The 26,660-nt window shown below is 60.3% G+C and carries 19 protein-coding genes; 6 read left to right on the top strand and 13 right to left on the bottom strand.

The annotated features are described in order from the left end of the window. Positions 1-55: 55 nt before the first annotated feature. The 3 genes from ACTJI2_RS04685 (at position 56) to ACTJI2_RS04675 (ending at position 5,412) form a co-directional block, all read left to right on the top strand. Positions 56-2,704, top strand: coding sequence for an AAA family ATPase (locus ACTJI2_RS04685; RefSeq protein WP_440841279.1), 2,649 nt, complete (start codon positions 56-58; stop codon positions 2,702-2,704). A 412-nt stretch (positions 2,705-3,116) separates the two neighbouring features. Further along, on the top strand, positions 3,117-4,571 hold the full coding sequence (locus ACTJI2_RS04680; RefSeq protein ID WP_440841278.1) for an ATP-dependent nuclease: 1,455 nt from the start codon (positions 3,117-3,119) through the stop codon (positions 4,569-4,571). Then, complete coding sequence (locus ACTJI2_RS04675) at positions 4,564-5,412, top strand: HNH endonuclease (RefSeq protein ID WP_440841277.1); 849 nt, start codon at positions 4,564-4,566, stop codon at positions 5,410-5,412. Before ACTJI2_RS04680 ends, ACTJI2_RS04675 begins: the two co-directional genes overlap by 8 nt. Positions 5,413-5,856: 444 nt before the next feature. Here the strand turns inward: ACTJI2_RS04675 and ACTJI2_RS04670 are convergent, their stop codons facing one another. From ACTJI2_RS04670 to ACTJI2_RS04625, 10 genes are all read right to left on the bottom strand, one after another. Beyond that, entirely contained in the window at positions 5,857-8,616 is a 2,760-nt protein-coding gene (locus ACTJI2_RS04670) for a TonB-dependent receptor plug domain-containing protein (RefSeq protein WP_440841275.1), read from the bottom strand. A gap of 361 nt (positions 8,617-8,977) precedes the next feature. After that, a complete protein-coding gene (locus ACTJI2_RS04665) occupies positions 8,978-9,283 on the bottom strand; it encodes an XAC0095 family protein (protein WP_440841273.1) in 306 nt (101 codons plus the stop codon). 380 nt (positions 9,284-9,663) lie between these two features. Then, the gene (locus ACTJI2_RS04660) at positions 9,664-10,044 is read right to left on the bottom strand and encodes a hypothetical protein (RefSeq protein ID WP_440841271.1); all 381 of its coding nucleotides are present in this window, start codon (positions 10,042-10,044) and stop codon (positions 9,664-9,666) included. A gap of 575 nt (positions 10,045-10,619) precedes the next feature. After that, complete coding sequence (locus ACTJI2_RS04655; RefSeq protein ID WP_440841269.1) at positions 10,620-17,951, bottom strand: toxin TcdB middle/N-terminal domain-containing protein; 7,332 nt, start codon at positions 17,949-17,951, stop codon at positions 10,620-10,622. 587 nt (positions 17,952-18,538) lie between these two features. Next, positions 18,539-18,901, bottom strand: coding sequence for a helix-turn-helix domain-containing protein (locus tag ACTJI2_RS04650; protein ID WP_440841267.1), 363 nt, complete (start codon positions 18,899-18,901; stop codon positions 18,539-18,541). Beyond that, positions 18,898-19,086 carry a type II toxin-antitoxin system HigB family toxin gene (locus ACTJI2_RS04645; RefSeq protein ID WP_440841265.1) on the bottom strand — a complete coding sequence of 63 codons (189 nt, stop codon included), beginning with the start codon at positions 19,084-19,086 and terminating at the stop codon, positions 18,898-18,900. The genes ACTJI2_RS04650 and ACTJI2_RS04645 overlap by 4 nt, the downstream gene beginning before the upstream one ends. A 15-nt stretch (positions 19,087-19,101) precedes the next feature. Then, on the bottom strand, positions 19,102-19,407 hold the full coding sequence (locus tag ACTJI2_RS04640) for an XAC0095 family protein (RefSeq protein WP_141452850.1): 306 nt from the start codon (positions 19,405-19,407) through the stop codon (positions 19,102-19,104). Between the two features lie 375 nt (positions 19,408-19,782). Next, positions 19,783-19,944, bottom strand: coding sequence for a hypothetical protein (locus ACTJI2_RS04635; protein ID WP_440841263.1), 162 nt, complete (start codon positions 19,942-19,944; stop codon positions 19,783-19,785). A gap of 213 nt (positions 19,945-20,157) precedes the next feature. After that, positions 20,158-20,313, bottom strand: coding sequence for a hypothetical protein (locus tag ACTJI2_RS04630; RefSeq protein WP_183636291.1), 156 nt, complete (start codon positions 20,311-20,313; stop codon positions 20,158-20,160). A gap of 543 nt (positions 20,314-20,856) precedes the next feature. Beyond that, positions 20,857-21,207, bottom strand: a complete 351-nt coding sequence (locus ACTJI2_RS04625) for a hypothetical protein (protein ID WP_440841261.1) — start codon at positions 21,205-21,207, stop codon at positions 20,857-20,859. A gap of 591 nt (positions 21,208-21,798) precedes the next feature. Here ACTJI2_RS04625 and ACTJI2_RS04620 point away from each other — a divergent pair. Continuing rightward, positions 21,799-22,251: a fasciclin domain-containing protein gene (locus ACTJI2_RS04620; RefSeq protein WP_440841260.1), complete on the top strand. Its 453-nt coding sequence runs from the start codon at positions 21,799-21,801 to the stop codon at positions 22,249-22,251. Between the two features lie 1,010 nt (positions 22,252-23,261). Next, positions 23,262-23,645 (top strand): nuclear transport factor 2 family protein, encoded by a 384-nt coding sequence (locus ACTJI2_RS04615; protein ID WP_183636287.1) that lies wholly within the window; start codon positions 23,262-23,264, stop codon positions 23,643-23,645. Between the two features lie 331 nt (positions 23,646-23,976). Here ACTJI2_RS04615 and ACTJI2_RS04610 read toward each other — a convergent pair whose 3' ends face one another. The 3 genes from ACTJI2_RS04610 to ACTJI2_RS04600 form a co-directional block, all read right to left on the bottom strand. Beyond that, entirely contained in the window at positions 23,977-24,312 is a 336-nt protein-coding gene (locus tag ACTJI2_RS04610) for a hypothetical protein (RefSeq protein WP_440841259.1), read from the bottom strand. 298 nt (positions 24,313-24,610) lie between these two features. Then, the gene (locus ACTJI2_RS04605) at positions 24,611-25,144 is read right to left on the bottom strand and encodes a Gar/GrdA family gentamicin resistance ATP-binding protein (protein ID WP_440841258.1); all 534 of its coding nucleotides are present in this window, start codon (positions 25,142-25,144) and stop codon (positions 24,611-24,613) included. A 25-nt stretch (positions 25,145-25,169) separates the two neighbouring features. Next, positions 25,170-26,099, bottom strand: a complete 930-nt coding sequence (locus ACTJI2_RS04600) for a S41 family peptidase (protein ID WP_440841257.1) — start codon at positions 26,097-26,099, stop codon at positions 25,170-25,172. Positions 26,100-26,180: 81 nt separating this feature from the next. Between ACTJI2_RS04600 and ACTJI2_RS04595 the strand changes: the two genes are divergently transcribed. Beyond that, a complete protein-coding gene (locus tag ACTJI2_RS04595; RefSeq protein ID WP_440841256.1) occupies positions 26,181-26,633 on the top strand; it encodes a MarR family winged helix-turn-helix transcriptional regulator in 453 nt (150 codons plus the stop codon). The last annotated feature ends 27 nt before the right edge of the window (positions 26,634-26,660 follow it).

Here is a 26,660-nt window from a genome sequence, read left to right as displayed (position 1 = left end):
GGTCGGCGATGGCGACGGAACGGGCGATCAACACGCTACGGACTCGGTGAACAGCGTGATTCTGTATAAAGTGGACTGCATGGCGAGCATTCATTCGGAATACCACCGCTTCCTGACGCACTTGGCGCAGCGACACGTGCACGACGACGTGCGCCGCCTTGCGCACCTTGTACTCGATCATCTGCAACCACTGGCCGAGGTCGGGGCTGCGCGACGCGGACGATCCACGCGCCTCGCGCCGCTGGCCATCGCGCATCTGGCACAGATGCGTGTGGGGTATGACGGGGACGCCCGCGGCCCGGAGACCGGGCCGGCACTCGGGAGACTTCACCAGCTCGAAGTCGGGCCATTTCGCGGATTCATGCGGCAGGAGACGTTCGACCTCAGCCACGACATTACCCTAGTCTACGGTGCCAACGGCACCGGCAAGAGCAGCTTCTGCGAGGCCTTGGAAGTGGCGATGCTCGGTTCGATCAGCGAAGCGCAGGCCAAGCGGGTCGACCAGCGGACCTATTGCAACAACGCTCGCCTTCGCCGTCATGTCGCGCCAGTCCTGTCGTCCAAAGTCGCAGGCGAAGCCCAGCCCGTCCAGCCCGACGAAGCCGAGTACCGCTTCTGCTTCATCGAGAAGAACCGCCTCGATGACTTCGCGCGCATCGCTGCGCGGACCCCAGGCGATCAGCGTCAGCTCATCGCAACCCTGTTTGGCGTGGACCAGTTCAGCGAGTTTGTGCGCGGCTTCAATCCCTCGCTCGATCAGGACCTGATGCTTGCCGGCGTGAGGGCGGCGCAACTGTCACAGCGTCGGCTGCAGTTGGCGAACTCCGAGCAGACGATCGCCGCCTACCCGCAAAAGGTCGCAGCGGTCAATGGCCTGGAACAAGCCTTGGCGCAGCGCATGTCGCCCGGCGCGACTTACCAAGCATGCGTCGACTGGCTGCTCGGTACGCCACAGCAGCAGGGGCGGCTGCCGTATGTCCAGGCACAGCTGGACGCCAACCCGCCAGCTATTCATGAGGTATCCCAGGCCCGCCTGCAGTCGTTGCTGGCAGAGGCATACCGCGTCCAGGGGTTGTGGCAGGCGTCTTCCGCGCAACTCGCGGCCCGCGCCAGCGAGGTGTCGTATGCGAAGCTCTACGAGGCCGTGCTGGCGCTGGCCGATGGTGCGAGCGCTTGTCCCGCATGTGGAACCGATCTGGCCGCTGTGGCGCAAGATCCATTCGCAAGAGCGCGGGCTGGCTTGGAGCAACTCGCGCAACTGGCTGCCCTGCAGCAGCAAGAGGCCGGACTTCGGACGCAATTGAGCGAGGCGGTCCGAGGGCTGTGGGACGAGATGCGCCGCGTGATCGCGGCGGCTGTGATCGCCTGTCCTGCCGAGTCGCAGGCCGCGGGCCTGCCGCTGCTGCCTCCCACGGCTGCGGGCAACTGGCTTGGCGCTTGGGTCGATGAGAACGGACGCGCCTGGCAAGCCCTGCTGCGGATCGCAGAGATCATCGAAGGCTTCGACGCGCAGGCGCGTGATGTGTATACCCAGCGCGGCACGCTGGCCCAAGAGCGGGACCGCCTGCAGCAGCATCAGCTGGAGATCGAACGTCTGCGGACCATGCGCACGGCGGCCGATAAGGAGCTGGCCGTCGCCCGCCAGACAGTGGCCCAGTTCGACGAGGCGAACCGCGACCTGATCCAGGCCGTCGCGGCCGAAGTACCGGTGGTGGCACACCATCAGCGGATTAAGGCCGCCTACGATGGCTTCGTGCCTGAGATCCAGGCCTATCTGACCGCTCTGCCGGGTGTGCTGCTGCAGGGACTGGGAGAACAAGCCCGCCATCTGTACAACGCATTCAACCGGGCCGATCCACCCGGCGATCTTCTGCACGCGCTGTGGTTACCAGTGGCCGAGAACGGCAAGATCGAGGTCGAGTTCGCCGGCGAGCCAGGCGTACGCTACGACGCGCTGATCGTCTTCAGCGAAGGGCACATCAAATGCTTGGGCCTGGCGATTCTGCTCGCGAAGAACATCGCGCAGGGTTGCCCCGTGGTCATCTTCGACGATGTCGTCAACGCAATCGACGACGACCATCGCGATGGCATCTGGCGCACCTTCTTCGAAGACGGCCTGCTCGACGGCAAGCAGGTTATCCTAACTTCGCACGCCGAGGAGTTCCTACACCGCATCCAGCAGGAGTTGGGCGTGCGGCGCGCCGCGGGTATCAAGCGCTACAAGTTCCTCCCGCATCAGGGGGAGCACGAACTGCGCATCGACAGCGACCCGCCGACGAAGAACTACGTACTTCTAGCCCAGCAGGCATTGGCGGCCGACGAGAAGCGCGAGGCACTGCGCCAAGCCCGGCCGGCACTGGAGAGTCTGACGGACCGCCTCTGGACATGGCTGGGCCGGCGGGCAGACGGTCGGATCGATATCAAGCTAGGCGGGCCCCGTTCGCCCTGGGAACTGAACAACAAGTGCAGCAAGTTGCGGTCGGCGGTCGATCGGATCGCGGCACAGCACCCAGGTGCGCCGCAGGCGGTCGCCGCGCTCGCCGCCCTGCTCAATGTCAGCGGAGCCAGCATAGAGTGGGGTTATCTCAATAGCGGCGTGCACGACGCCCAGCGTGACCATGAATTTGATCGCGCCACTGTGCGCACAATAGTCGAATCAATAACCGCACTGGACGGAGCGCTAGAAGTGTTGCAGAACCGCTGAGTAAGCGAACTAGTTCATACGACACGAAGTCATCTGAGAGGTATCTACACGACTTTACGGCGCACTAAAGGCCAGCAAGTGATGAACGTCCCAGCCACTGTACGCTTCGATCGAGTTTGACCCTCCCTACCCCCGATAAATCAATCAAATCGCAACCCACCTCGGTGTCTGCTCCCGGCACTTGAAGTCAGGGCGGGGGTGAGCCTCTGCGCGGCTCCGTGTAAACGGTTCGACCCCAGCCCGAGCAATCGAGCTCTAATGACACGACCGGTAGCCTGCAACAGGGCATGGAAAGAAGTATTGGACTTTCTGTACTATGCCATTCAGGAAGGTCCGGCGATTCAGTAGGAATTCGATCATCTGAACTTCTGCGGAGAGTAGCGCGATGTCGCCAATAAGTCAGGGAGCGAGGATGAAGTTCTACAAGAGCAAAGGTGTTCGAAATTACCAGCCACCACCGGAAGCGACCATGCCGTGCATCGTATACCTGGTCGACAACTGGGACGACTACAACTTCAAGACTCTTTATCATTTTTGTTTATTCAAAAAAAATGGTGACAGAGAGCTGTTAGGCGATGTCAAGATTCTGCAGCGCGACGTCAAAAGCACCAAATTGCCCACATATTTTACCGAGCTTGGGGATGAGTTCGTCAGCCTGGGGCAGGATCTCGACTACTATAACAACGTTCGCAAGCACCTTCCTAAGACGCACCGTGCTGTGCTGGAGGCTTTGAACGATGTCGTTGTGAGTCCTCAGCTTCTTGATGATGTGGAAACAACCAGCGGCTTTCGGAACTCCCTTATTCGTTTCAATGATGCGCAGATCTGCTTGCGCGACGGTCCTGCATTCCTCGCCAACGGCGAGCGACAGAAGGGCTATTCCTTCACCTACACGGGAGATATTCCTGGGGCGACTGCTGGCGTGTCCATTGATGTCGATTTACAGCCGCAGGATCCGGTCCCTGGTCGAATTTTCGCTATTATCGGACGAAACGGTGTAGGCAAGACGCAGTTTCTCGCTAAGTTGGCACGTGATCTTGCAACGACTCAACGTGTTTCCAAGGAAACTGTGGATCAGCTGGAGTTGGCCTTTGAGCCTAATCGGCCACTCTTCTCTCGGGTGATTGCGTTGTCTTTCAGCGCATTCGACCGATTTCAGCGGCCGGAGCAGCAGAAGTTCTTCAGCTACATATATTGCGGCGTAAGGGATGATAGCGGCGGTCTCTCACGTAGAGCGCTTGAATCTCGACACCTTCAGTACCTAAAACGCATCAAAGAGCACGATCGCGAAAGAGTGTGGGAAAAGCACATTGCCAACGTAATGGGCTTGCCAGAAGAGATGGTGGACATCGAACAAGCCATTGAACAGCTGGAGAACCGTCTCCCGCCTTCAATGAGTTCCGGGCAATCAATCCTTGCCTATTTCATCTCCGCCACGCTTGCTTACCTAAAAGAAGAGTCGCTGATCCTTTTCGACGAACCCGAAATCCATCTTCACCCAAATGCCGTCGCATTGCTGATGCAGACGTTGCAGTCGTTGCTGAATCAGTACAATGCTTACGCCGTCATCGCAACCCATTCGCCATTGGTTATCCAAGAAATTCCCCGGCAGAGGGTTGTACGATTTGAACGGGATGGGGATATCACAAGTGCTCACCCGCTGGCCACGGAGTCCTTTGGCGAGAATATTTCCGAGCTCACTCGTCAGGTGTTCGAGACCGTTGAGATACCAAATTTCTACAAGAAGACTTTTTCCAAGCTTGCCAAAACATTGACTTTTGAGGAGGTGTCCGCACTCTTCGGTGATCAGCTGAGCTTGCATGCAACTGCCTACCTAGCCTCCCTGTATGAGGGCAACGGTGCATAAACTTCGAAGAGCTCTTGGCTCACCTAGTGGTTACCTGGACAATATTGTCGGCGGAAAGACGGGCAACCGCGGAAAGCGTCTCAAGGCGATGATCCCTGACATTAGAGCGCGGTATGCGGCGCTCGAGGGCGCATACACAATCGCGGATATTAGTGGCGTTGCCATGCGTGCGTGGTCAGGGCCGGAGCGGGAAGATCTGTTGCACTGTTACGAAGTTTCTGCGGAGTCACTGGCGGAACTCAAGCGACTGATCACTGAGCGTCAGGCTGAAGGTATTCGCGACTTCTGTCCGTATTGTGGGATAGGAGCACCAAGACAGTTCGATCATTATCTTCCAAAAGAAAAATTCCCAGAGTTTAGTGTGCACGTACACAATCTCATACCTTGTTGCGGTACCTGCAATGGCAAGAAGTCAGATTTGTGGCTAGATGCCAGTAGGGCACGCATTTTTCTCAATTTCTACATCGATTCGCTGCCAACCGCTCCTATGCTGAAACCTAGCATTCAGTGGGTCGTAAAAAATGGCAAGCGCGTTCCGGCAGTGACGTTTGACCTCGTTCGGCCCGCGAGGTTTTCTGTGGCCAAGTTCGGACTCATTGAGTCGCACTTCGAAAAGCTTGCGCTTTTGAGCCGATACAAGAACCAAGCACATACCGAGTTCTTGATACTCCGCGATGCAGCTGTTGCAAGAGAAGCTAGAACTTCCATTGTATTACGAAGATTTCTGTCAAACTTCTTGCAGAGACGGGAGGCCACGCTTGGCCCTCACAACTGGAGAATTTCCCTGTATAAGGCCATCGTTGTGGATGATCCGTTCCTCAGGGAATGTTTGAAACCGTAACTCTGCCCTGACACGCTAGTATTGGGTTTCCGCCATGCAGATGGGCAAGATTGGGTACGCCGATTGGGCGGTAGCGGCCTTGCTTGGCCCTGCTTACAGACCAGGATCCATCTATCGCCTTGCCACCATTGGGTGCCTACACGGCAGGTGCAAGATGGTCAAACGTGTGCATAGCTCATGCTCCACAGTAGCCGATGATCCGCGTAGAACTCCCCAGAATTTCTGGTGCCTGATTCGAGCGTCTCTCGTCACCTAGGTCGGGCTGGAAGCAGCCCCGATTCGTCTCCACCACCCCCGATAAACACCCCTAATCGCGAACGTAGGTATGCATGGTGGGCACGCCTGATAAAAGACATTGCTGACTAATGCTCGTCTGCCGGTACTGCCCAAAAAGAACCCGGCTAACGCCGGGTCCAAGGGGACTGCAAAGGACACTTCGGCAAATCAGAAGGTAACCCGGTAATTGGCAAACACCTGCCGCCCGACCGGGCTGTAGGAGCGCCAGAAGAAGGGATAGCTGGTGAAGCTGTCGTCGCGGGGATGGAGTTTGTTGAAGACGTTGACCGCGCTGAAGCCGATGGTGGCCTTGGGCGTAATCTTCTTCTGTACATCCAGGTTCCACAGGAAGTACGGCGCGATGCGATGGGTTTCGTCCCAACTGGGCAGTGAGCCGAAGCGGTAGCCGTACAGGTTGGTGCGCCAGTCGTTCTTTTCCCAGCCGACCGTCCAGTTGGCGCGGCTGCGGTAGTGGAAGTAGCGGCGGTGGTCGCGGATGTTCTCCACCTTGTCGTCGGCGAACCGTTGCAGTTCGAGCTGGGTGACGTGGGTGTAGTTGAGCTGGAAGTTGAATTTCCCCAGACGGTCCGTGTCCAGCGCGTACTTCCAGGTGGCGTCGAAGCCGTCCGAGCGGGCCATGGCCTGATTGACGGGATAGGCGGCGTAGCGAGTCACCTTGCCGTTGCTAAACGGGGAGGTATCGCGGGTGATGAGGCCCAGGAAGTGGAGGCAGGACGGAGACGTGGTGTCCACCGGGTTTCCCCGGGTGTCCGTGCCCAGGCGGCAGTCGGCGTAGTTGCGCATCAGGTAGTCCGAGTGGAGTTCGCCCACCTGGTTCTCCAGCTTGATGCGGTAGTAGTCGAAACTGACGGACATCTGGTTCATCACGTCCCATACGGCGCCCACGGTACTGGAACGCCCCTCCTCCTCCTCCAGGTCCTTCCGGCCCTCGTAAGTCCGGAACACCTGATAGTTGTAGTCGGCGCCCGAGCAGTCCGGCGAGGCCGGGTCGATGCCTTTCACCCGGCAGAGATAGGTGTCGGTGATGTAGGTATAGCCGCCGGAGTGTCCTGCGTAGACGTAGTGCATGTCCGGTGCCCGGAAGCTGGTCGCATGGGTGCCGCGCAGCAGCAGCGCATTCCAGGGACGCCATTCCAGGCCCGCTTGCCAGGTGAATGCGCCGTCCACGTCGGTCTGGTCGTCGTAACGGTCATAGCGACCGGCCAGGTTGGCTTTCAGGTTGTGCAGTAGCGGTATGCCGAACTCCAGGCCGAGCGCGTAGCGGTCACGACTCCCGCCGCCCCGGGTGCTGGTCAGGTTGTAGATGCTGTCCTTGCCGGCGTAGTCCGGGGTACTGCGTGCATCGGGCGCCAGCGAGTACTTCTGGCGCGCCCCTTCAACGACGAACGCCATGCCGACCGGACCGGCCGGCAGGTCGAACAGGTCGCCCGTCAGGGTGAACTGGCCTTGGCTGGACTGGGATTCCGCCGTCGAATGGACGGTCGTCATCAGCGATTGGTAGTCCGCCGTCGACAACGGGCTGAATAGCCGGTCTACCCGCACGTGATAGCTCGGGTACTTGTTCGTCCCGACGTGCCCCAGCAGGTCGCCGAAGAAGTAGTCGTTGACCTTGTCCGTGGTGAAGTATGGCGTCTTGACGCTCATGTCATAGCGGGCATGGGACATCGCAGCTTCCCAATCGAACCGCCCATCCAGCCAACTGCCACGCAGCCCCAGGTTCAGGCTCAGCGACTCTTCCTCAAAGATGGACTTCTGCGAACCTCCGGTCTCGGCGGGCGTGAAGATGCGCTGCGCCTGCACATAGCCGATGCCGGGGTCATGGACCCACCCGGCCGTCTGCCAGAACCGCGTTGCACTCGCCCCGGTGTTCTTCGAGCGGGTGTACAGCAATTGGCCATACGCCTGGGTGTCCTGACCGAAATCCAGGGTCCCGGACAGATAGGCCGATGCCTTGTCGAAACTGTTCTGGATGGATTGGGTGGCCGGATAACCGAAGTAACCGCACCGGTTCTCGTTGGCGACGTTTCGTCCTGACCGGTAGGGCTGGAAGTCCGGCGAGGTCGCGGCGCAGGCCGAGCGCAGCGCTTCCACCGAACCGGACAGTTTTCCGTTCGCATCCGGCCACACGTAGCCCGGGCCGTTCTGGTAGAGATACACGCCACTGACGGCGGTCGCGCTATGGGGGTCGTTCCGGTATCGGGGATTGTCATGGTAGGAGTCCATGAAGTCGCGCTGAGACGCGAGGATGGATTCCCGATTCAAGTACTCCAGGGCATAAATCAGGTTCCAGCGGTTGCCGGTCTTGCCCCCGGTCCACTGGAACAGGCCGGTATCGCCGCCACCGCGCGTGGTCGTGCCTCCCCGGACGTACAGCGTGTCGCCGTCAAAGTGGGAACGGGTGATGATGTTGATTACGCCCGCCACGGCATCGGAGCCGTAGATGGCAGATGCGCCGCCGGTCATCACCTCGATGCGCTCCACCGCCGCGGCCGGAATGCTGCTCAGGCTGACCGCGTTGGACTGGCTGTTGTAGGGCATCGGATAGTCAGCCATCCGCTTGCCGTTGAGCAGGACCAGTTGATAGCCTGGACCGAGACTGCGCAGATTGATGAACTGCGCGTTCGGGGTGAAGCCGCTCTGGTTGATTTCGTTCTGCACGCTGCCGGTGAACTGGCTGAGCGTGGAAAGGGCTTCGTAGACGGTCGAGAAGCCTTCCTTCTGGATATCGTCCGCCGTGATGACGGCAACGGGTGACGGCCCTTCGATATCGACCCGCTTGATGCGGGAACCGGTGACCGTGACCTTGTCCAGGTTGGTGGCGGACGGCTTGTCGGCGCGGCTTTCCTTGTCGTTGTCTTCCTGCGCCAGCGTTGGCCCATGGAACGAGAGCGCCACAACAGCAAACACGACGGCCGCGCCTATAGGGCAACGGCCTGATACGGCGTGATGGACTTGCATGACTTCCCCTTAGTCGATTGCAGGGGGTTAGCCTCCCTGCACACGAACCCAATTGGTTCGCGATTCGAACATAGGAAGACGATTGCCTATATGCAAGTTTTTGATTTCAAAGTATTTGATGTCACATTCCGAGTGCGCCGGCTGTTCACTGACAGGGGGCGCGCAGCACAAGAATAAAGTGCAGTCTTCGAACGTGCAGAAAGCCAAGTTCGGCATCCGCATCGTACTCAGTGCAATACCGAGAACCCATCGTCGCTGGCGCTGCATGTCGGGGAGGACGCCCCTGCCCCGACATGATGTGTGCGAGGCGTCAGCGCATCGCGCGCTTGCGTTTCAGCAGCTTCCGCTTGGGGCCGTCGCCGGGTTGGGCCGGGGTGACCGAGATCCATTCGGACTGGTTCATGATGTGGTCGACCTGGCGCTCCATGTTCTCGAAGCTGGCGTACCAGCGGTGGATGGCCATGGTGGGTTCGTTGTGTTCGTCGCCACCGCAGGCGGCGCTGAGGCAGCCCATCAGGTTGAGCTGGTTGCGCAGTTGTTTCAGTTCGTAGATGGCCGCTTCGGAAAAGAAATAGCCGGTGCGCGGCATGGCGGGCGTAGGGGAATCTGAACTCATTGGCGGTACTCCAGTCCGTGGGGAAAGATCCCCGTTGCCGGATGGCAAGCGGGGATGTCGGGAGGCTAAGAAAACCGCGTAGCGTCGGCCGGGCGTATTCCCTCAAGAAGAGGTTTTGTATTAGCCGCCCTCCCGACGTGGAGCTGATGCCGCGTCGGAGTACCGATAGTTCCGGTACAGAAGAGCCACCGAGAACTTCATCGGTGGCCCCGCGCTACAGAGGAGTTCTTAGGCTCCGGCGACGAGTCTGCCTTCGCCATCGAACGCGTTCAATGCTTTGGCGTTCAATGTTAGGTAGATAACCTAGCGATAGTTTGAAGCGACCTAACCTGTCATCCTCAACTATCGACGTTCGGACAAGTCCCGGCACATGGTTGTTGTTACCGAACAAGCTGAACATTGAGCTTTGCGATGGGCCGGAAGATGTCGTCGGTGTAGTCGAGGCTCCCCAGCGGCTCAAAAATTCCAACAAGGGTCACCCATGAGCCGGCCTTCCCTTTCAGCAAGGCGACCTGCCCCATGAGCAGGATGGAGTCAGCCATACTGAAGTTGTCGGCGAACTCTTTGCTTGTGAAGAGGTAGAAGTGGCTGTCGACTTCTTTGACGTAGCCAGAAACCGCGACCGTCCGCTGGTAGAAAAGTTGATGGCTGGTTGTCAAAGAGAGCATTGATGCCGGGCAGACCTTTTCTTTCAAGCCGCCGAAGTGTGTGCACCGGGGCGCACCAGCCTGCTCCGCAGCGCTTTCCTGAAAGATAGCCATGAGCAAGGAAGCCAGTATGAGCCGCATCCTGAAACGTGCCCTGTAGCAAGTGAAACGACAACGCTAGGAGGCCTTTCAGCCCTAACGTTCAAGAGGACGGAGGCATCAGCGCAATCATCAAAACGTTTTCATCTGGATCGACTTTCTCGGCGAAAAATCAGGAAATTAAGGATCGCCCACACTGCGGACAGCGGGCCGTATACGTAGTAAGAATATTCATGCAGTCCGTAGTGCCCGACTTGCGTGTAGATCATCACTGACTCAACAACCTCAAGAACAGCGATGGCTGTCAAGCAACATGCAGCCATGAGCCAACGAGAGCCGGCCTTCCTCCAAATTGGAACCAGTGTTGATGCAAGCCCGGCACAAAGGACAAGCAGGACCACAGCCATGGCTTTCACACGAAAAGGATGCTCGTAGCTTTGGCCTGTGAGAGCTTCGTGATGCAATCCGAGTAGCACCCAAGAACCCGTGAGCAGGCTTCGTCCGAGCAGAGCGATGTTACCGACTACTGCGATCACCTTTAGCATGGCGGGCCCTTTAGGCTTGGAACGTCAGTAAGAATAAATTCAGCATCATGGTGAGCCGCTTGTTTGTCCATAGTACAAATCCACATAGGTTGGCACTCCTTGGGGCGTCGTCCCCGTCATTTGCCGGACAACGTGATACACCTGAGGGAGTTTCAAGGTAAGTCCTTGATCGCCACTCGACGGTCCAAATCCTGAGGAACTAGGGCCGCAGAACGAGAAGCACTTGTTGAACGGATGGGTATGGTAGACAAAACGAATGTTCCACTCAGCAGGATCTAGTCCGGCGATGGCAAATTGTCGAAGCACCTGCTCCTTGAAAGGCATGTTTTTATAGCCAAAGGATTGAGGATTGATGGACCACTCGGAGTCGAGGTGCAGGTATCGCATCTCAGATCCATCAAGACTCTCGATACCAACCATGCCGTATTCCCGACGGAAAAATCCGTCAAATGAACTCTCCCAGTACGAATCCATACGTGCATCGATCGCCGGGTACTTTTCCTTTAGTGCTGAGAATCCCTGTGGTATTTCGTCGGTGTAGCTTCCGAACGCGTTCTTGCCTCCGCCACTCAAACCTTCTTGAGTTGGCCTCTTGGCCATCGCTCCTTGTATCGCACCCGAAATCGCTCCATTGGCAAACTTCCCACCAGTGGCCTCCGAAATAGTACCGCCGACGATGGCGCCTACCACCGTCCGACCAAAATCATTGTCGATGTACCCCACTTGCGGCATCACCGCCGTGGTCAGGCCCGCCGCGACGAAACCGTTGCCGAACTTGCCGCCCTGGATCTCTGCTGCGATGCCGCCAGCCAACGCGCTGATGGCCACCCGCCCGTAGGTAACCTGGCCGCCGTACTTCACGTTCAGGCCATACCCCACCGCCGCCGTGAACGCGCCCGCGACCGCGGCCTGGCGTGCTTCCTTCGAGGAGGCCCCGAACGCCCGGGCCGCGTCATAGCTGCCACCTGCCGCGCACAAGATGCCCCAAGGTCCGGCGAAGCTGCAGCCCACGCCCACCGCCAAACCCGTGGCGTTGGGACCCAGTGATCGCATCGCGCCGCGAATCAGCCCCTTGTGGACGTTGTTGTGCATGAACCAGCCCAGCGCCAGGCCACCCAGGATGCCGAACTGACCGGTGGGGTCGGTATACGCCAGCGGGTTGTTGAACACATAGGTATAGGCGTTCCAGCTCTGGCCGTTGCTCGGTGCCTGCACCACCGGGTCCGGCTGCAGGAAGCGGGCCAGTTGGTTGTCGTAGATGCGCCCGTTCATGTGGGTGACTTGCGCGCCATCCACATATTCATGCCCGGTGTAGCCGCGTGGCGTGTAGTTGGAGGCGCTGCCGGTACCGGCGGGATTGCCATAGGTGCGGCGTGCACCGAAGGTGGCATAGTCCAGTGCCTCGGCCACGGTGCCGTTTGGGTTGGCGATACGCACCAGGCTGCCGAGATGGTCGTGGAACAGGTAGCGCGTGCTCTGCGCCACATTGTTCACGACGGTCTGCAGAGCTACGCCGGCCGCGTAGCGGCGGGCGCTTGTCTGCACTCCGTTCTGGATGAGGATTTCCACGCTACCGATGTAGAGCGTGGTGGTGGCGCCATCGGTGCGCTTGAAGCGCTGACCATCCGGCCCGTACCAGAACCGCGTAATTTGCCCGCTGCCCATCTGGATTTCATGCGCACGGCTGTCAGCTGTGTAGCGAATGGTGCGGTCGCTACCCGTGCCCGGGGCATCGCGCAGGGTCTGGTTACCGCGATCGTCGTAGTGGTAGTACGTGGCGGACGCGCCTGCCCCGACCTGGTTCACCGCATGCGGACTGTTGGCGATGGAGGACACGGCGGCTTGGGTGACCATGCCGGTGGCGACCGACGCATAAGGGAGTGCACTGGGTTGCTGCACGCTCGCTTGCGTGGGTTGCGGGGTTGGCATGGCCTGGGCGGCCAGGACCGGGATGCCGGCGGCCTGCCCCATCGGCAGCGCCCCCACGCATCCATCGGCCCCCGGATAGGCATAACCCAACCCATCCTTGCTGCACACGTTGCCGAGCGCATCGTAGGCATTGGCCAGCAGCACCTGGTTGACGGTGGCGCCGTTGGCCATCGTCAGCCGACCTTCGGTCACCCGGTTCAGGCTGTCGTAGGTGAACTGCTCCAGGTAGCGGCCTTCCTTCTGGTGCGAAGCCAGATTGCCGGCGGCATCCCATACGTAGGCTTCTTTCACCAGGTTGCAACTGGTATTGCCCGCACAGATTTCGGTCAGCCGGCCGGTCAATGCATGATGTTGCCGGCGCACTTCCAGGTTGGCCTGCCCACCCCGGATGTCCCGGACCACGTTGCCCCAGGCATCGGTGGCCAGCGTACGCATGTAGGTATCCACGGGACTGGTACAGGCCGGATGGCTGTCCATGTCATCGCTGGCGCAGGTGGCTACCGCCCCTCGGGCGCCGAACTCGGTCTTGCTCCACAGGCCGCTGGCGTCGCGCGATTTCCATGGCCGTCCCAGTTCGTCGTACTGCACTTCGGATCCGAACATGCCCTCGTCGACGATGACCCCGTTGCTGGTCGGGCGGCCCATCGTGTCGTAGCCAAAATGGCGTTGATACTCGAGCCCGGTGCCTGCCTGCCCCGACCAGGCCGCGTACTGTCCGGTGATGGATTCCCAGGTGGGTTGTCCGCTACCACCGGCGGCCGTGTCGTATTCAGTAGTGGACTGCGTTTCGATGGTGCCGTTGGCCAGTTTGGCGGTGACTCGCCAGGTACGGCCGCGTGCGTCAATCTCGCGCTCGGTACGGTATCCACCGTTGTCGGTCTGGGCTATCAACTCGCCCAGCGCGTTGTAGGCGAAAGTGGTGGTGCCGTTGTCCGGATCGACCTGCTGGATTTTCCGGCCCAGCACATCGTAGGTGAAGCTGTTCGTGATGGTTCCGTTACCCGCATTGCGGGTCACGCTGACCAGATTGCCGTCGGCCCGATAGGCAAACTGGGTGATGAAGCCGCTGGCATCCTGCGTCGAAACCACCTCGCCCTTGCCGTTACGCACTTGCGTGGTGGGGTTGTTGCGCGCGTCGCGCGTGGTCGTGGCCAAGCCGGCGTACTGCGACGTCACTTGGCTGCCGTCCGGCGCCTGTGTGAGCGTGGGACGGCCCAGAAGGTCGTACTGGATGGTGGTCCAGGCGCGGCTGGCATTGGTGCAGACCCCCGCCACATCGGCGGGGCCGGTGGTGCCGGCCGTGCCAGACAGGAAGAACGGGTTGGAGGTGCGCGCCACCCGCCCCACGCCGTCATACTCGGTGCACACCGCCGAGACGTCCTGGCCGCTGACGCCGGCATTGAAAGTCTCGGTGGCCTTCATGACGGGGCGGCCCAGTACATCGAAGTACGCCCATTGCCGGGGCGCCATCGTGGCGGCGACCTGCTGGCGGAATACCGCGCCAGCCGGACAGGCGACGGCTTCCGGCCCGCTGTTGCACCAGCGATAGGTGGTCGTGCTGGTAACACCACCGCTGCCCGGAGAGGAAAATGGAGAGCTCTGGCTCCAGCTGACGTAGTCGCGGCCCAGTATCCCCTTGAGGGCCACGCTGCGGACGTTGTTGACGTCGCGCACGTCGGTGGCGTCGCCGAACAGGTTGCGCGCAATGACGACGCTGGTTCGGCGTTCCTCCGCGCCAGTTCCGTTCCAGAACGGCGCATAGGTGGCCACGGGGAAGCGGCCCCGCGCGTCGAATTCCACCCGTGAGTATCGGCGCAGCGCATCGAGCGAGGAAGGTCGGAAGACCTGCCCGCTGGCAGAGCACCCGGTTGCCGGCGCGGCGCAGACCACGGACTGCAGGCGGTTACCGTAGTCGTCCAGGACGTAAGCGGTGGCCGAAGCCTGGTCGGCAGCCCCGCCGGGCTGCGTACGCTCTTCGGTCAGCAGACCGGTACCGGCCCCGCCCATGGCGTAGCTGAAACCTGCGGTGCGCACTACGTCCGGATAGCCCGGGCGACGATGGGTGACCGTGCTGGCGGTCAGGCGGCCCAGCCGCCAGGTGCTGGCGTTGTCGCTGTAGGTGTTCTGGGTGATCTGCGTGGCCGTCAACGTGCTGGCGCCGGTGTAGGTATCGGCCACGGTCTGGGTGACGTTGCCGTAACTGCCATAGCTGAAGGCCGTGGCGATTTTGCTGGTGACGGCGCCGGTGTACGGATCTCGCAGCGTTTCCTCGGTGCCCTGGGTGCGCACGTGGATGGGCGTCTGGCTCGTCAGCGAGCCGGCCATTTCCCAACTTTGCACGCTGCTGGAGAACCATTGCCCGCCCAGATCCGGATGCGTGACACCAGGCCCGCTGAAACAGGCGTTGGTCACCGCCCCCAGACACGCCGGCGCCGCATAGGCCGCGCTGATGGCCTTCTTCACGGTTTGCAGTGGCAGGCCGGTGAACGGGAAATTCTGGGCGTAGGTCGTGGCGGTGACGACGTGTCCGCCGGTCTGGTTCGGATCGATGGTCTCCAGAATGCCAAAGCCCAGGAATCCCCTTCCGCCCGCCTGCACGCGCGCATTGGCGTAGCGGTAGTAGAGATTGGCCTTTGCCGTCGCATCGCCCGTGCGCGGTGCGCTGCTGGACACGCGAGCCACGACGTAGCTGGATGCTAGGACGTCCTGCACCGGGGCACCCCGGCCCCAGTTCAAGCTGTTGCGCGCCCCACTGGCGCGTCGATACACCGCGTTGTTGGTCAACGGGACGTATTGGACCTGTGTCGTGGCGCCCAGACCGTTGGTGAAGCTGGTGATGACATCACGCGGCTGGAACGCCTGGGCGCCCCGGGAAAACGCGGTGCCCACGGTAGTTCCCGCGAAGCTCAGCGTCTGGAAATCCATGTTGCCGTCACCATCCACGTCCCCGAAGATCGGAACGTGATTGTTCTGGTCACATCCACTGCCCTGGCACAACCGCGCATTGCCGCCCGGTAGTGCGGTCCCGGCGGCAAACGTGCCGTCGGGCAGCGCCTTGCGCACCGCATAGCCCTTGTAGCTGCCGTAGTTGACCAGATACAGCAAGTCGGCCCGGCCATCGCCGGTGACATCCACGAACCTGGCCTGGTCCTTGAACTCGGTCAGCGGCAGGACCGTCTGCGCTGTGAAGCCACGGCCGGTATTGAGCGAGTACGCCCAGTCACTCGACGAGGAGGTGCGCACCACCCTGTCGGACAGGCCGTCGCCATTGATGTCCGTCAGTACGATGGAGTAAACAGCGCTATTGGCGTTGGCGACATAGCCATGGGAGGCCAGCAGGATCGCACTGGACGTCTGCTCCTTGACCGCCATGGCATACAACCCCTTGGATTGGACGCGCTCCCAGCAAGGGTCGGCAAGAAGCTGGTTCTCGGGCTGATCGGGGTCCTGGTAACGGCTTACCAACCCATTGGACGCGACGTTGGCGCGGCGTCGGGACAAGGCGGAAAGCTCACAACCCGGACCGCCTGTCCATAGCTCCGCCTGCGCATTCACCTGGATAATCAGATCCGAGGCCGCATCGCCATTGAAATCGACCATCTGCACAAAGTCGGTCTTGGTCGTAGGCGTTCCAGCAATCTGCATTTCGCAGTTCTGGACCTCCGGATTGGATGGATCGTTGCACCCTGGAATGAGGGTGCCCAGGGACTGCGGATCCACCGAGGTCGTCCGTTCGTTCCCCCATCCGAATGCGGATGCCTGCCGCTCCATGATGCGGGTACGGAGCGCGCCGTCCCGGAAATAGACGATGTCGGTCAGGCCGTCGCCGTTCATATCCGCCAACTGCACCTGCGAGGTGATGGCCTGGACGGAAGGCACCGCGGGTGACAAACCCGCAATCAGGTTGGTGGCCATGTTGAAGTGCACGCCATTGGACGGATGCACGCGCCAACCCTGGCCGATGACACTGGAGACGAACAGGTCGTCCAGACCGTCACCGTTGTAGTCGAACAGGTGCCAGGCGCCATCGCCGCGATCCGTGATGTTGGCCGGCACGCAATTCCAGGTGGTGTTGGCGTAGGCCGGTTGCCCGCTGGCATTGAGGGTGCCGAGCATCGTGATGACCCAGCTACCGCCCGTGCAGCCGGTGCCCGCCAGATACAGGACGGCCAGATCCTGGCGCCCATCGCCGTTGATGTCCGCGATCTTGAATCCCTTGAAGTGGTCGGTGGCCAGCGTCAGGTTCGGCGGCGCTTCATACGTTGAAAACGCATGGGTGGCCGTACTCCAACCGAACATCGTCGCCGCCGAGCAGACCGCGGCGCTGCTGTCGCGACATTCCTGCAGGCCGATCAGCGTGTCCTGGCCGCTACCTGAAGGGGATGGCGCGTAGGTAAGCACGACGTGGCGCGCTTGCTGGTCCGAAGGACAGACCGCGTCGGCGCTGGCGCAGCTGGTGATGCTCTCCAGGCGCCGGGTCGTGGTGACCTGACCACCCGCCAGATATCCGCGACTCCATTGTGCCGCCGGCAGGGTGCTGTAGTTGAACTGCACTTTTGCGTATGGCGCACTGGCGGTGGACTGGCCCGAGAGCGCGACTTTGCCGGTGTAACGAACCTCGCGGATGTGATGCTCACCGGTGCCGGCACCGGAGGGATTCTCATCGTAGATGTAGTCAATGTAGCTTCCGCTCGAATCCTGGAAGCGGGTTTGTGCCCAGCTGATGGCGGCCCCTGTATTGAGAGGCGAAGTCGTCTCGACATAGCCGTCCGGGCGCGTGGCGCCGCCGGCGTTGCTGTCGCGATCGCCGTACCAACTGATCGAGCCATCTTTGCGCTCGACCGTGAAGAACGACGGGCCTTTGGTGCCACCAGAGGGCGTGTAGGCGCAGACGCGGCTGAAGCTATCCAGTTCGGTGGCCAGCGCCACCCCACTCATGCCGCCGGCTGACGGACAAGTCGCCGAAGACGGGACCAGGCGCTGGCCATCCAGGCAGTAGCGGTCGCTGGCACTGAAGTTGACCGGCCGCGGGTTCCCGTCCGGCGTGGCCGCACCCAGGAAATCACCGGCTTCGCGGGTGGCGCGACAACGACTGATGGAGGATAGCCCGCCAATGGACCAGCCCTTGCCGAGCGCGCCTGCCCCACCCTGGCTGGAGTAGCTCAGCGACAACTGCGGCGTCACGCCTGCGGTGCCCGGCACCGTATACAGCGGCACCGTGTAGGTCGCCGCGCCGGATTCATCGACGCGAAACTCCGCGCCCGTGGCGGATACCGCATCGGACAACGGGTCGGGATTCGCCAACACTCGTGGCGGCAGACCACCACCGGTGACCTGCGCGACCACCTCGAAAACGAAGAGGCTCAGCGGAGTCAGGAGAAGGCCGGCCACCAGCAGTAACAGGGCGGACGCACTGACGGAAAGACGACGAGCAGTCTGTTCGGACATGCGGAACTCCATTTCCGCGCCAGAGACTCCACCGCGCGGCAAATCACCGTAGCGACGACAACCCTTGCGAAGCCCGACTGCGACCGGTCCCCACCGGAGTTGCAGATTGCGATCCTCAACGCGTGGTGAGGTCGCCGCCGCAGTATCATCACCTCCAGCCCGGCGATCAAGTTTAACGGAATTTGTACAAATTCCCGGCAATCTCGTATTGGCGACGCATCAGGAGCCGTCGCAGCGTCAAGCGCGTTCGGCGCGCTACTCCAGTCGCTTTGGCTGCGATGTCCAGCGCATTCAGCGCTGAATGCCAATTTGCTTCCGTTTCATATCCGTGGCATTCGCTTCGGACAAAGCGCCTTCTTCAGCCTCAGCCTCCGGAAGTGCAGAAGCCAAGTCCGACGTCTGCATCGCGCCCAGTGCAATGCCGAGAACTCGCCGTAGCTGGCGCTCAAACCAGCATCTACCGCCTTGCGTCCAGCCCGCTCAGCAGCGCTTGCGTAACTACAAGGCGGAGTACTTGGCCAAGGCCACGTAGCTTCTGATGATGCAATAAAAAAACCCCGGCCAGGCCGGTGTTTTTTGTGTCACCTTCAGGCAACTCCCACAAGGCTCTCAATGGGAATCCCAAAGTCTCGGTTCAGATTCCGAATCATCGGCAAAGTCAGCTCGCGCCGGCCATTCAGAATTTCATAGACCCTATTCTGCTGACCAATAGACTTCATGAGGTCCTTTGGCGTAAGGCCGGCCTGGTCCATCCTGAACTTGATTGCGTCGATGGGATTTGGCGGGAAAACATGAATGTTCTTGCGCTCATACGATTCGATGAGCGTAATCAGAATGTCGAACTCATCACCAGCCTCGGTGCCAGGCTCCGGCATGTTGTCAAAGAAATACGAAGCCCGCTCCATGGCCGCGCGGTAATCATCGCGAGTGCGAATAGGATGGATATTCACGGCTTGTACTCCACTGTTGCCACATCAATCTCGTCATACTCGGCATGAGTGCCGATGAACTTGATGTAGATGGCCTGAAACGAATATGCGACTGCGGTGACCAGCCGATAATCATTCCCTAGTTGCGACGCCTCAATCTGAGGGGTGTGCGCTGCATGCCGGGGAGGAAGACGCCACCCCGACATGATGCGTGCGCCGCGTCAGCGCATCGCGCGCTTGCGTTTCAGCAGCTTTCGCTTGGGGCCGTCGCCGGGTTGGGCCGGAGTGACCGATATCCATTCGGACTGGTTCATGATGCGGTCGACCTGGCGCTCCATGTTCTCGAAGCTGGCGTACCAGCGGTGGATGGCCATGGTGGGTTCGTTGTGTTCGTCGCCACCGCAGGCGGCGCTGAGGCAGCCCATCAGGTTGAGCTGGTTGCGCAGTTGTTTCAGTTCGTAGATGGCCGCTTCGGAAAAGAAATAGCCGGTGCGCGGCATGGCGGGCGTAGGGGAATCTGAACTCATTGGCGGTACTCCGGTCCGTGGGGAAAGATCCCCGTTGCCGGATGGCAAACGGGGATGTCGGGAGGCCAAAAAACCGCATTGAGTCGGCGGGCGTATTCCCTCTTGCGAGGTCTTGTATTAGCCGCCCTCCCGACGTGACTTCCACCACGTCGGAGTACCGATGCTGCTGGTACAGAAGAGCCACCGAGAACTGCAACGGTGGCTCTGCTCAATGTAGGAGTTTTTGGACTCCGGCGACGAGTCTGCCTTCGCCATCGAACGTGTTCAATGCTTTGGCGTTCAATGTTAGGCAGATAACCTGGCGATAGTTCGAAGCGACCTACCCTGTCATCCTCAACTACCGACGTTCGGACAAGTCCCGGCACATGGTTGTTGCTACCGAACAAGCTGAATATTGAGTTTTGCGATGGGCCGGAAGATGTCGTCGGTGTAGTCGAGGCTTCCCAGCGGCCCAAAAATTCCAACAAGGGTCACCCATGAACCGCCCTTCCCTTTTAGCAAGGCGACCTGCCCCGTGAGCAGGATGGAGTCAGCCATGCTGAAGTTGTCGGAGAACTCTTTGCTTGTGATGCAGGATGACCATCTCCAGGCGGATTAATGTCATCAGGTGATTCCAGCAAGGTTCGCAAGAACAAAAAACTGGCTTGCCTATTGCCAGAATCGACTTGAAGCTCCGTCCGCCACTCGCTTCAGCAGATGCCAAGAGGCTGCCGAGCCTTCTCCCAAGTCAAACTTCGACAAGAAGAAGGCTTAGGGCTTCTTGGATTTGAAATAGCCGGCGTCATACAAATAGCCTAGTGCTGCGCCAATGGCGATACCGATGGCGATTCGGTCGATGAATGCCCCCAGCGCCAAGCCAAAGACCATGCCGAGCAGCAGCCCCTTGTACGAAGTTGCAGGGTTCATTGTCCTATTAGTCCTACCTGACGTTCAGTAGGATACAGGCTAACGCGATTTGGCTTTCGATGCAGACCAACACGGCCACTGCAAGCCTGGAGAATGTCCACTAACATGGCAGGCTCAACAAGTAGCCACTACACGGCACGGAGACCATGATCAGGCACACCCCCGTTGCCACCGCATAACCTGCCCGGCTACCGCGGATGCAAAGTGGCCCATATCCGCCCCCCAAAGCTCCTTCGGGCGAAGATACGGTCTAGAGGGTCATGTCGGCGAGTCCGAACAAGTATCCCTTTGACTCCAACAAACTCCTCAGTCGCCTTTCAACAGCGTCCTTGTCATGAAGGCGCCAAGCCCACAGCTCGTAATAGGGCTGCTTTGCCTGATCGTAGGCCGAAGTCCGCCGGCTGACGCTTACATCGGACGATTGCGCCGCCTCCTGCCACATGGACTGGAGTTCGGCAGGGCCAATCGATTGGCGATTTCCGACGTGAAGTGTGAATGTAAGTTCGTGCTTATGCCGCACAACCATCTCCCTAGTTTGGAGCCTCAAACAACATCAGATATGCCGAGACGGAACCAGACAACTTTGACCACTCGCTCGGCATAGAGCCAATCGAGCCTCTTTCTCGGATCGATTTGCCTGTCATAGGAGCACTTCAAAACGCTCTCCAGCTCGACCAGCGCCTCCCCTTTCCAGGCCAGGTAAGCATCGTAGGAGAACTTCAGTGTAGGACGTAATTGATGGAAGCTTTGCTCCAGGCCGGGAAACCCATTTGCCAAGATTATCTGCTCCCAAAAATCCAGTTCGGCCTCAATGTTGATGACCGTCCTCTCCGCGATATTTGACAGGTCCACAGGCCAACCCCGGCAGTCCCCGGACATGGTTGCATCACGCATCGCCTTCGACGCGTTGCCCTAGAGGCACGCCTTTTGCCTGCGCTCGGGAAATCCCGTCCAGAATCTGAATTCACTGCGAAAATGGCACGCAATGTGTTTGGCTACGTGCCGCACAGCGCTCGCCTTGGCAATGGATGGCCGTGATTCCACGGCGGAGGGCGGTATCGGCCAGCCTTCGTTCTCGGCCCTTTCCACAGCGCCTGATATCTGCATGGCAGCAATGCCTTCACCGAATTTGGCACTCACGACACGGTGCCCCTTGCATCTGTTCATGACGTCCTCGCTTTCGTGCAGGCCGGCACGAGACGGACGTTGGAGATAGGCGGGGTTCGCATTCCAGCAGCGGCTCACCATAGCACTTCTGCGACGCAAGCGCCGATGCCTGTCCCCCGCTCAGACCGACGGCAACGCTCACGGCACAGTAACAACCATGGGGCTATGGTCATCGGGTTGCCGCGCAATGCCGCAACGGCTCCTCAAGCCGCGCCGCACTTCCACCCACTCTCCGCATTGAGTTCTCGCCCCGGCAATCGGGGCTTTGGCTTCGGCCATCTTCGATTTGCAATCCGCAAATCACACCAAGGCTCACCCATGAACACGACCCAAGAAAACAAGTCCCAGGAGAAGAACCTCCTGGATACCGCCGCTGCCAACGGTTCCTTCAAGACCTTCGCCCGCGCCGTCAACCAATCAGGCTTGAAAGACACCCTGGCTGGACCAGGCCCCTTCACGGTCTTCGCTCCTACCGATGAAGCGTTCGCCAAACTGCCTCCGGGCAAGCTGGAAGAATGGTTCAAGCCCGAGAACAAGGCGGAGCTCACTTCGGTGCTGAATTATCACCTCGTCAATGGTCGCCGCAGCAAGGCGGACATCGGCAAGTGGGAGGCTGCGCGGACAGTGAACGGCCAGCCGCCCCCCATTCAACTGGCAGGCGACAGGCTCAGCATCGATGGCGCCGAGGTTACCCAGGCGGATATCGCCTCGACCAATGGCGTTCTCCATGGCATCGACAAGGTCAACATCCCGGCATCGACCAAGCACTAACGGGTGACATGCAATGGATTGCGAACGGCAGGAAGGAATTCCTGCCGTTTTCTTGTCCCCCTGGTCAAAGTCCTCCTGCGGATGTCGCCTGTCATGCGCCTTCGCACACCGGCTCCAGGAGCGAATTGACGTCAAGGCTGAACCGTACACAAGGGGCTACAGATGACTTACCTCAAAGAACGCACCAACAAAAACCTGGCCAAGCCACGCCCGCCCTTCTCACTCAAACAACCCGCCCTTCCAATCAGGCGGAAGAAGAGCGTCCGACGACCTCGCCCCCATTGAAAATCACTACCCGCGAGGATAAACGATGAGTATCTCCGACCAAGCCACCGCATTGATGGTCAAGATTGTCTATCAGCTTAGGCCGCCTGCCACCACGACGATGGCTCCATGCCTTCGTTGCAGCAGCCCGAGTCCCGGAGGACAAGTCTGCGCCGCGTGTTTGGACGATGACCTGGGTGGTCTGATCAAGAACAGAGGCGCCGCCGTACGCTGGCTGAACTCGGTGAAGCAGGCCGCTCAGGACGAGCGAACTGTCATTTCATATGCGCAGAAGATGGACGAGGCGAGAACCAGATAGAACGGCCGAACCGCCTTTCGCGACCAGCCCCGGAAACCGACGGCCCCGCAGTTTGCAATGAAACATCAGCATCATGCCTTTGCCCTCTCAAGGCATCCATCGTTCCCCATCCAATTGCAGCACCGGGCCTACCAGAAACCAAAGAACGACAAGGATTATCGCCACTGAGACGGCGACAGCCACCGCAATCCAAATCTCGCCAGATGTCAACTTCACTACCGCGCCCTCCGCAGGGTATCGAGGTTGCGCGCTGAACAGTGAAAGGGGAATGATGGCTGCAGGTGACCTGGCCTCCCTGGCGCATAAAGACACCCAAAGTTGTCTAGCGCTCCTGGCCTGACCGCGTCATCCCGCCCTCACAACGCGATGACGTTGCGTACACGTCGTGTGTGAAAAATCCAGGTTTCCTTCAATACCGAGCCTCGACATGACTACCCAGAAGGACATCATGGAGCTGGAACGGCAGTTCTGGCAGGCGATAGTCGATACGGACGTCGATACTGCAATCTCGCTGCTTGATGGAGAATCAGTTTCCGTCTCCGGATGGGGAATCCATCACTTCAGCCCCTCCGAATACAGGAAAATGGCTTCGTCCGGCGATGCGCGGGTCACGGCCTTCAAGTTCTCCGAGGAACGGGTAATTTTCCCCGCGCCTGATGTCGCCATTGCGACCTACAAAGCGGACCAGTCCATTACCGTCAGCGGGAAGAGCCAGGACATGGTGGTTTACGACACCACGACATGGGTCCGCAAGGATGGGGCCTGGGTGGCCTCAGCCCACACCGAAACCGTCCGCCAGACCAACTCCTAGCCGGACTTCCCACCATACGGTTAGCGCGCGCCGGCAATAGGAGGAATGTCTGTCGCTGTCCTGTCTCTGCCAGGCTCCATGCACCAGTAAACGCCGTATGCAATGGCGACCAGCGCCACCGCAATGAGGGCGCCGAGGGCGATCCTTCGTTGTGTCCTGAGCTTCATACCCGGACCGTAGCACCCTCCCGTTACCGCGGCGTCCGGAAAGGGTTGCCATTACGTATCGATGTGACCTGCGTGCCTATTTCGTCCAGAGTTAGTCCGACACCAATAGGGCGCCCTAGGGTGTTCGAGCCATTGCCGGTGATGGGATAGCCCTCTCGGACCGGTTAATCGCCCTTGAACTCGTCAGCAAGCCTGTTCAGCACGCACTCCAGCATCGACTCGAAATTCTCCCACTGCTCCAGTGGCTCCGTCGAAGTCTCCAGACGACGGTAGATGCGCGCGCCCCAAACGCGGAAGTAAAGCACGGACCCGTCCTCATCGAGACCGCCAATGTAGAAGTTTTCGGGATTCGAGTTTGCCGGGCGGAGCAGACCATTATGATCGATCAGGTCGAATGGCTGGCGACGCTCCGGATCGCGGCTGACTTCGGCGCGAAGGCCGAAGATCGAAAGGCCTCCCTGATAGAAATGCGCGCCGTTGAAGGACGCCAGGTACGCCATTACGCGCGGGGGGAAACGTGGTCGGCGACCTTCGCTGGCGACGCTCCACTTCGTCCTCGGGCAAGGGGGCGAACACGACGTGCCGAAAGGCAGCCGGCCCGACCTCCGGCATTGCTCCAATGCCCGTCCAGCCGAATCCGGCATGGTTCGGCTCTCCTGCATTGCTGTGGATCACTGAATCGAGAATGGTCTGCAAGGTATTCATTTTCCACGGCCCGCCTTTCCGGCCCGGGTACGCATTCCGGAGCCGCTTCCAAGACATTTCACCATAGGGTTCGTCCCTCGCCTGGTTTGATACTTACCCGACCTGGACACCACCCGACGGGTAACGATGCCGGATTTCACGCAACAAGGCATCGGCAAGCTGCTCGGGCGGCGCGGCCGTGTCTAGTGGCTCGCCAAGCTCGCTGCCGGCCGCGCCGCTCAGTACAGCATGTTCGCGGTGGAATGTTTTCTTCTCGTAGTCGAGTTCGTCGATCGCTCTGGCGCTTGCCCGCCGGTCTATCCGGGCCAGATTCGATTCGGGATCCAGCGTCATGCGGAAGCAGAAGATCCGATCGTCCAACCGGGCCAGCCGGCAGCGAAGGTCCTCCAGGTCGGCTGCGGTTTCCCAGAGATGGTTGATCACGAAATGGCGGTAGCCGAACCGTCGATGGTGGCGCAGCAGCAACAGGATTCCCCGGTGAAGGTGCTCGACCGGATCCGCAGGCAGCGGATTGACCGCGACCAGGCTGTCGCCGTCCAGCATGGCGCAATGATCGATTTTCTCCGAAAGAACTTCGGAGAGCGTCGATTTGCCTATGCCCAGTGGGCCGTTGATCACGATGATCATGAAAGTCCGCGCCTCCGGCGCACGGTCATCGGGTTGCTTCGCCGACTTCCAGATCGCCGCCCAGGACGCGGCGCGCGACATGGAGCGGATCATCTCCACCGTTCACATCCGGAACCACGCCTTCGCGGTCCCAGTTGCCGCCGGTCCGGACGTTGAGCGGCCGGGCATCCGGAATGAAAATCTGGAAGCCATGCGGCAATGGCTTGGGGTCACCCAGCAAGTTGGCTGCACCCGCGCTGCGCGAACCGATCACCGCCGCCCTGCTGGCGGCCTGCAGGGAATAGGCGACGTACTCCGATGCGGAGGCGGAACGGCGGTCCATCAGTATCACCAGCCCGCCGTGGTATTCCGGCAGATCACGCTTGGGCAGCGGCTCCGTCCGGCGCGCCGAGCGCGCCTGGATGTCCTGCACCGAAGCCACCTCGTCGCCCAGGAATGCACGCACCAGCTGGCCCGCGGTATCCGCGTCGCCGCCGCCATTCTGCCTGAGGTCCAGCACCAGTCCCTGCGTGTCCTTGAGCAGTTCCATTGCATTGCGAAGCTTGGGGCCCGCCATGTCCCAGGGATAGAAGGACGCCAGGCGCAGGTAACCGATGTTGCCTTCCAGCACCTTCACTTCCCGTACGCCCATGTTGGCGGGCTTGCCGGCCGCCCGCCAGGCCATCAGCCAATCGTCATCGGCGCCCGCCTTCTCTTCGATCACCCGCTCGATCAGGAAGTGTCCGTCGTAGGCATCCAGATCCCGGTTGAGTCGCTTGGAGAAGGAAAGCCAGTCGCCACATGCATCGGCATAGCGTCCCTTGTCCGACCAGTCGCGGACGCTTTCGGCAATCTGCCGGGCTTCCCCGGCAATCACGTAGTCCTTCTCGATGGCCTTCGCCATCTGTTCGAGCACGGCTTCCTGCTGCGGACAACCGCCCGCCAGCATCGCCGCCAACCATAGTGCCTGGCTCATGACCCTTCTCCTCCCATGCCGTTATTGACAATATATAAGTGCTAACATATATTCCTGGGCATGACAACACCACATGCGACTTTGGGCACGCTGTTGCGTACGCTCATCGATCAGTTGGATTCGGCGGTCGCGGATGCGTACGCCGAATCCGGACTCGACTACAAACCGCGCTTCACGCCGATCATCCGCGCGCTCTCCCAACACGGCCCCTCGCGGATCAAGGACATCGCCGACGGGATGGGCGTGAGCCATTCGGCGGTCAGCCAGACCCTGAGCGCGCTGGTACGCGCCAAGTGGGTCAAGCTCCTGCCCGGCGAGGACAGTCGCGAGCGCATCGTGCACCTGACCCCCTACGCGAAGGCCCGCCTGCCCCTCCTTGAACAGCACTGGGCGACGACCGCGAAGGCGGCGGCCAGTCTCAACGAGGACCTGGGAATTTCGCTTGAAGACGTGCTTCGCAACGCGCTGAAGGCGTTGCAGGACCAGTCGTTCGGGGAGCGCATCCGGAAAGCGGGTAAAGTCCGTTCCGCCTGACCCGGGCGTCCATCCTTCCCGCCACAT

This window comes from Pseudoxanthomonas sp. 22568 (assembly GCF_052044485.1).
GTDB classification, from domain to species: Bacteria; Pseudomonadota; Gammaproteobacteria; order Xanthomonadales; family Xanthomonadaceae; genus Pseudoxanthomonas_A; species Pseudoxanthomonas_A beigongshangi.
This window is presented reverse-complemented; position numbering and strand designations above follow the sequence as displayed.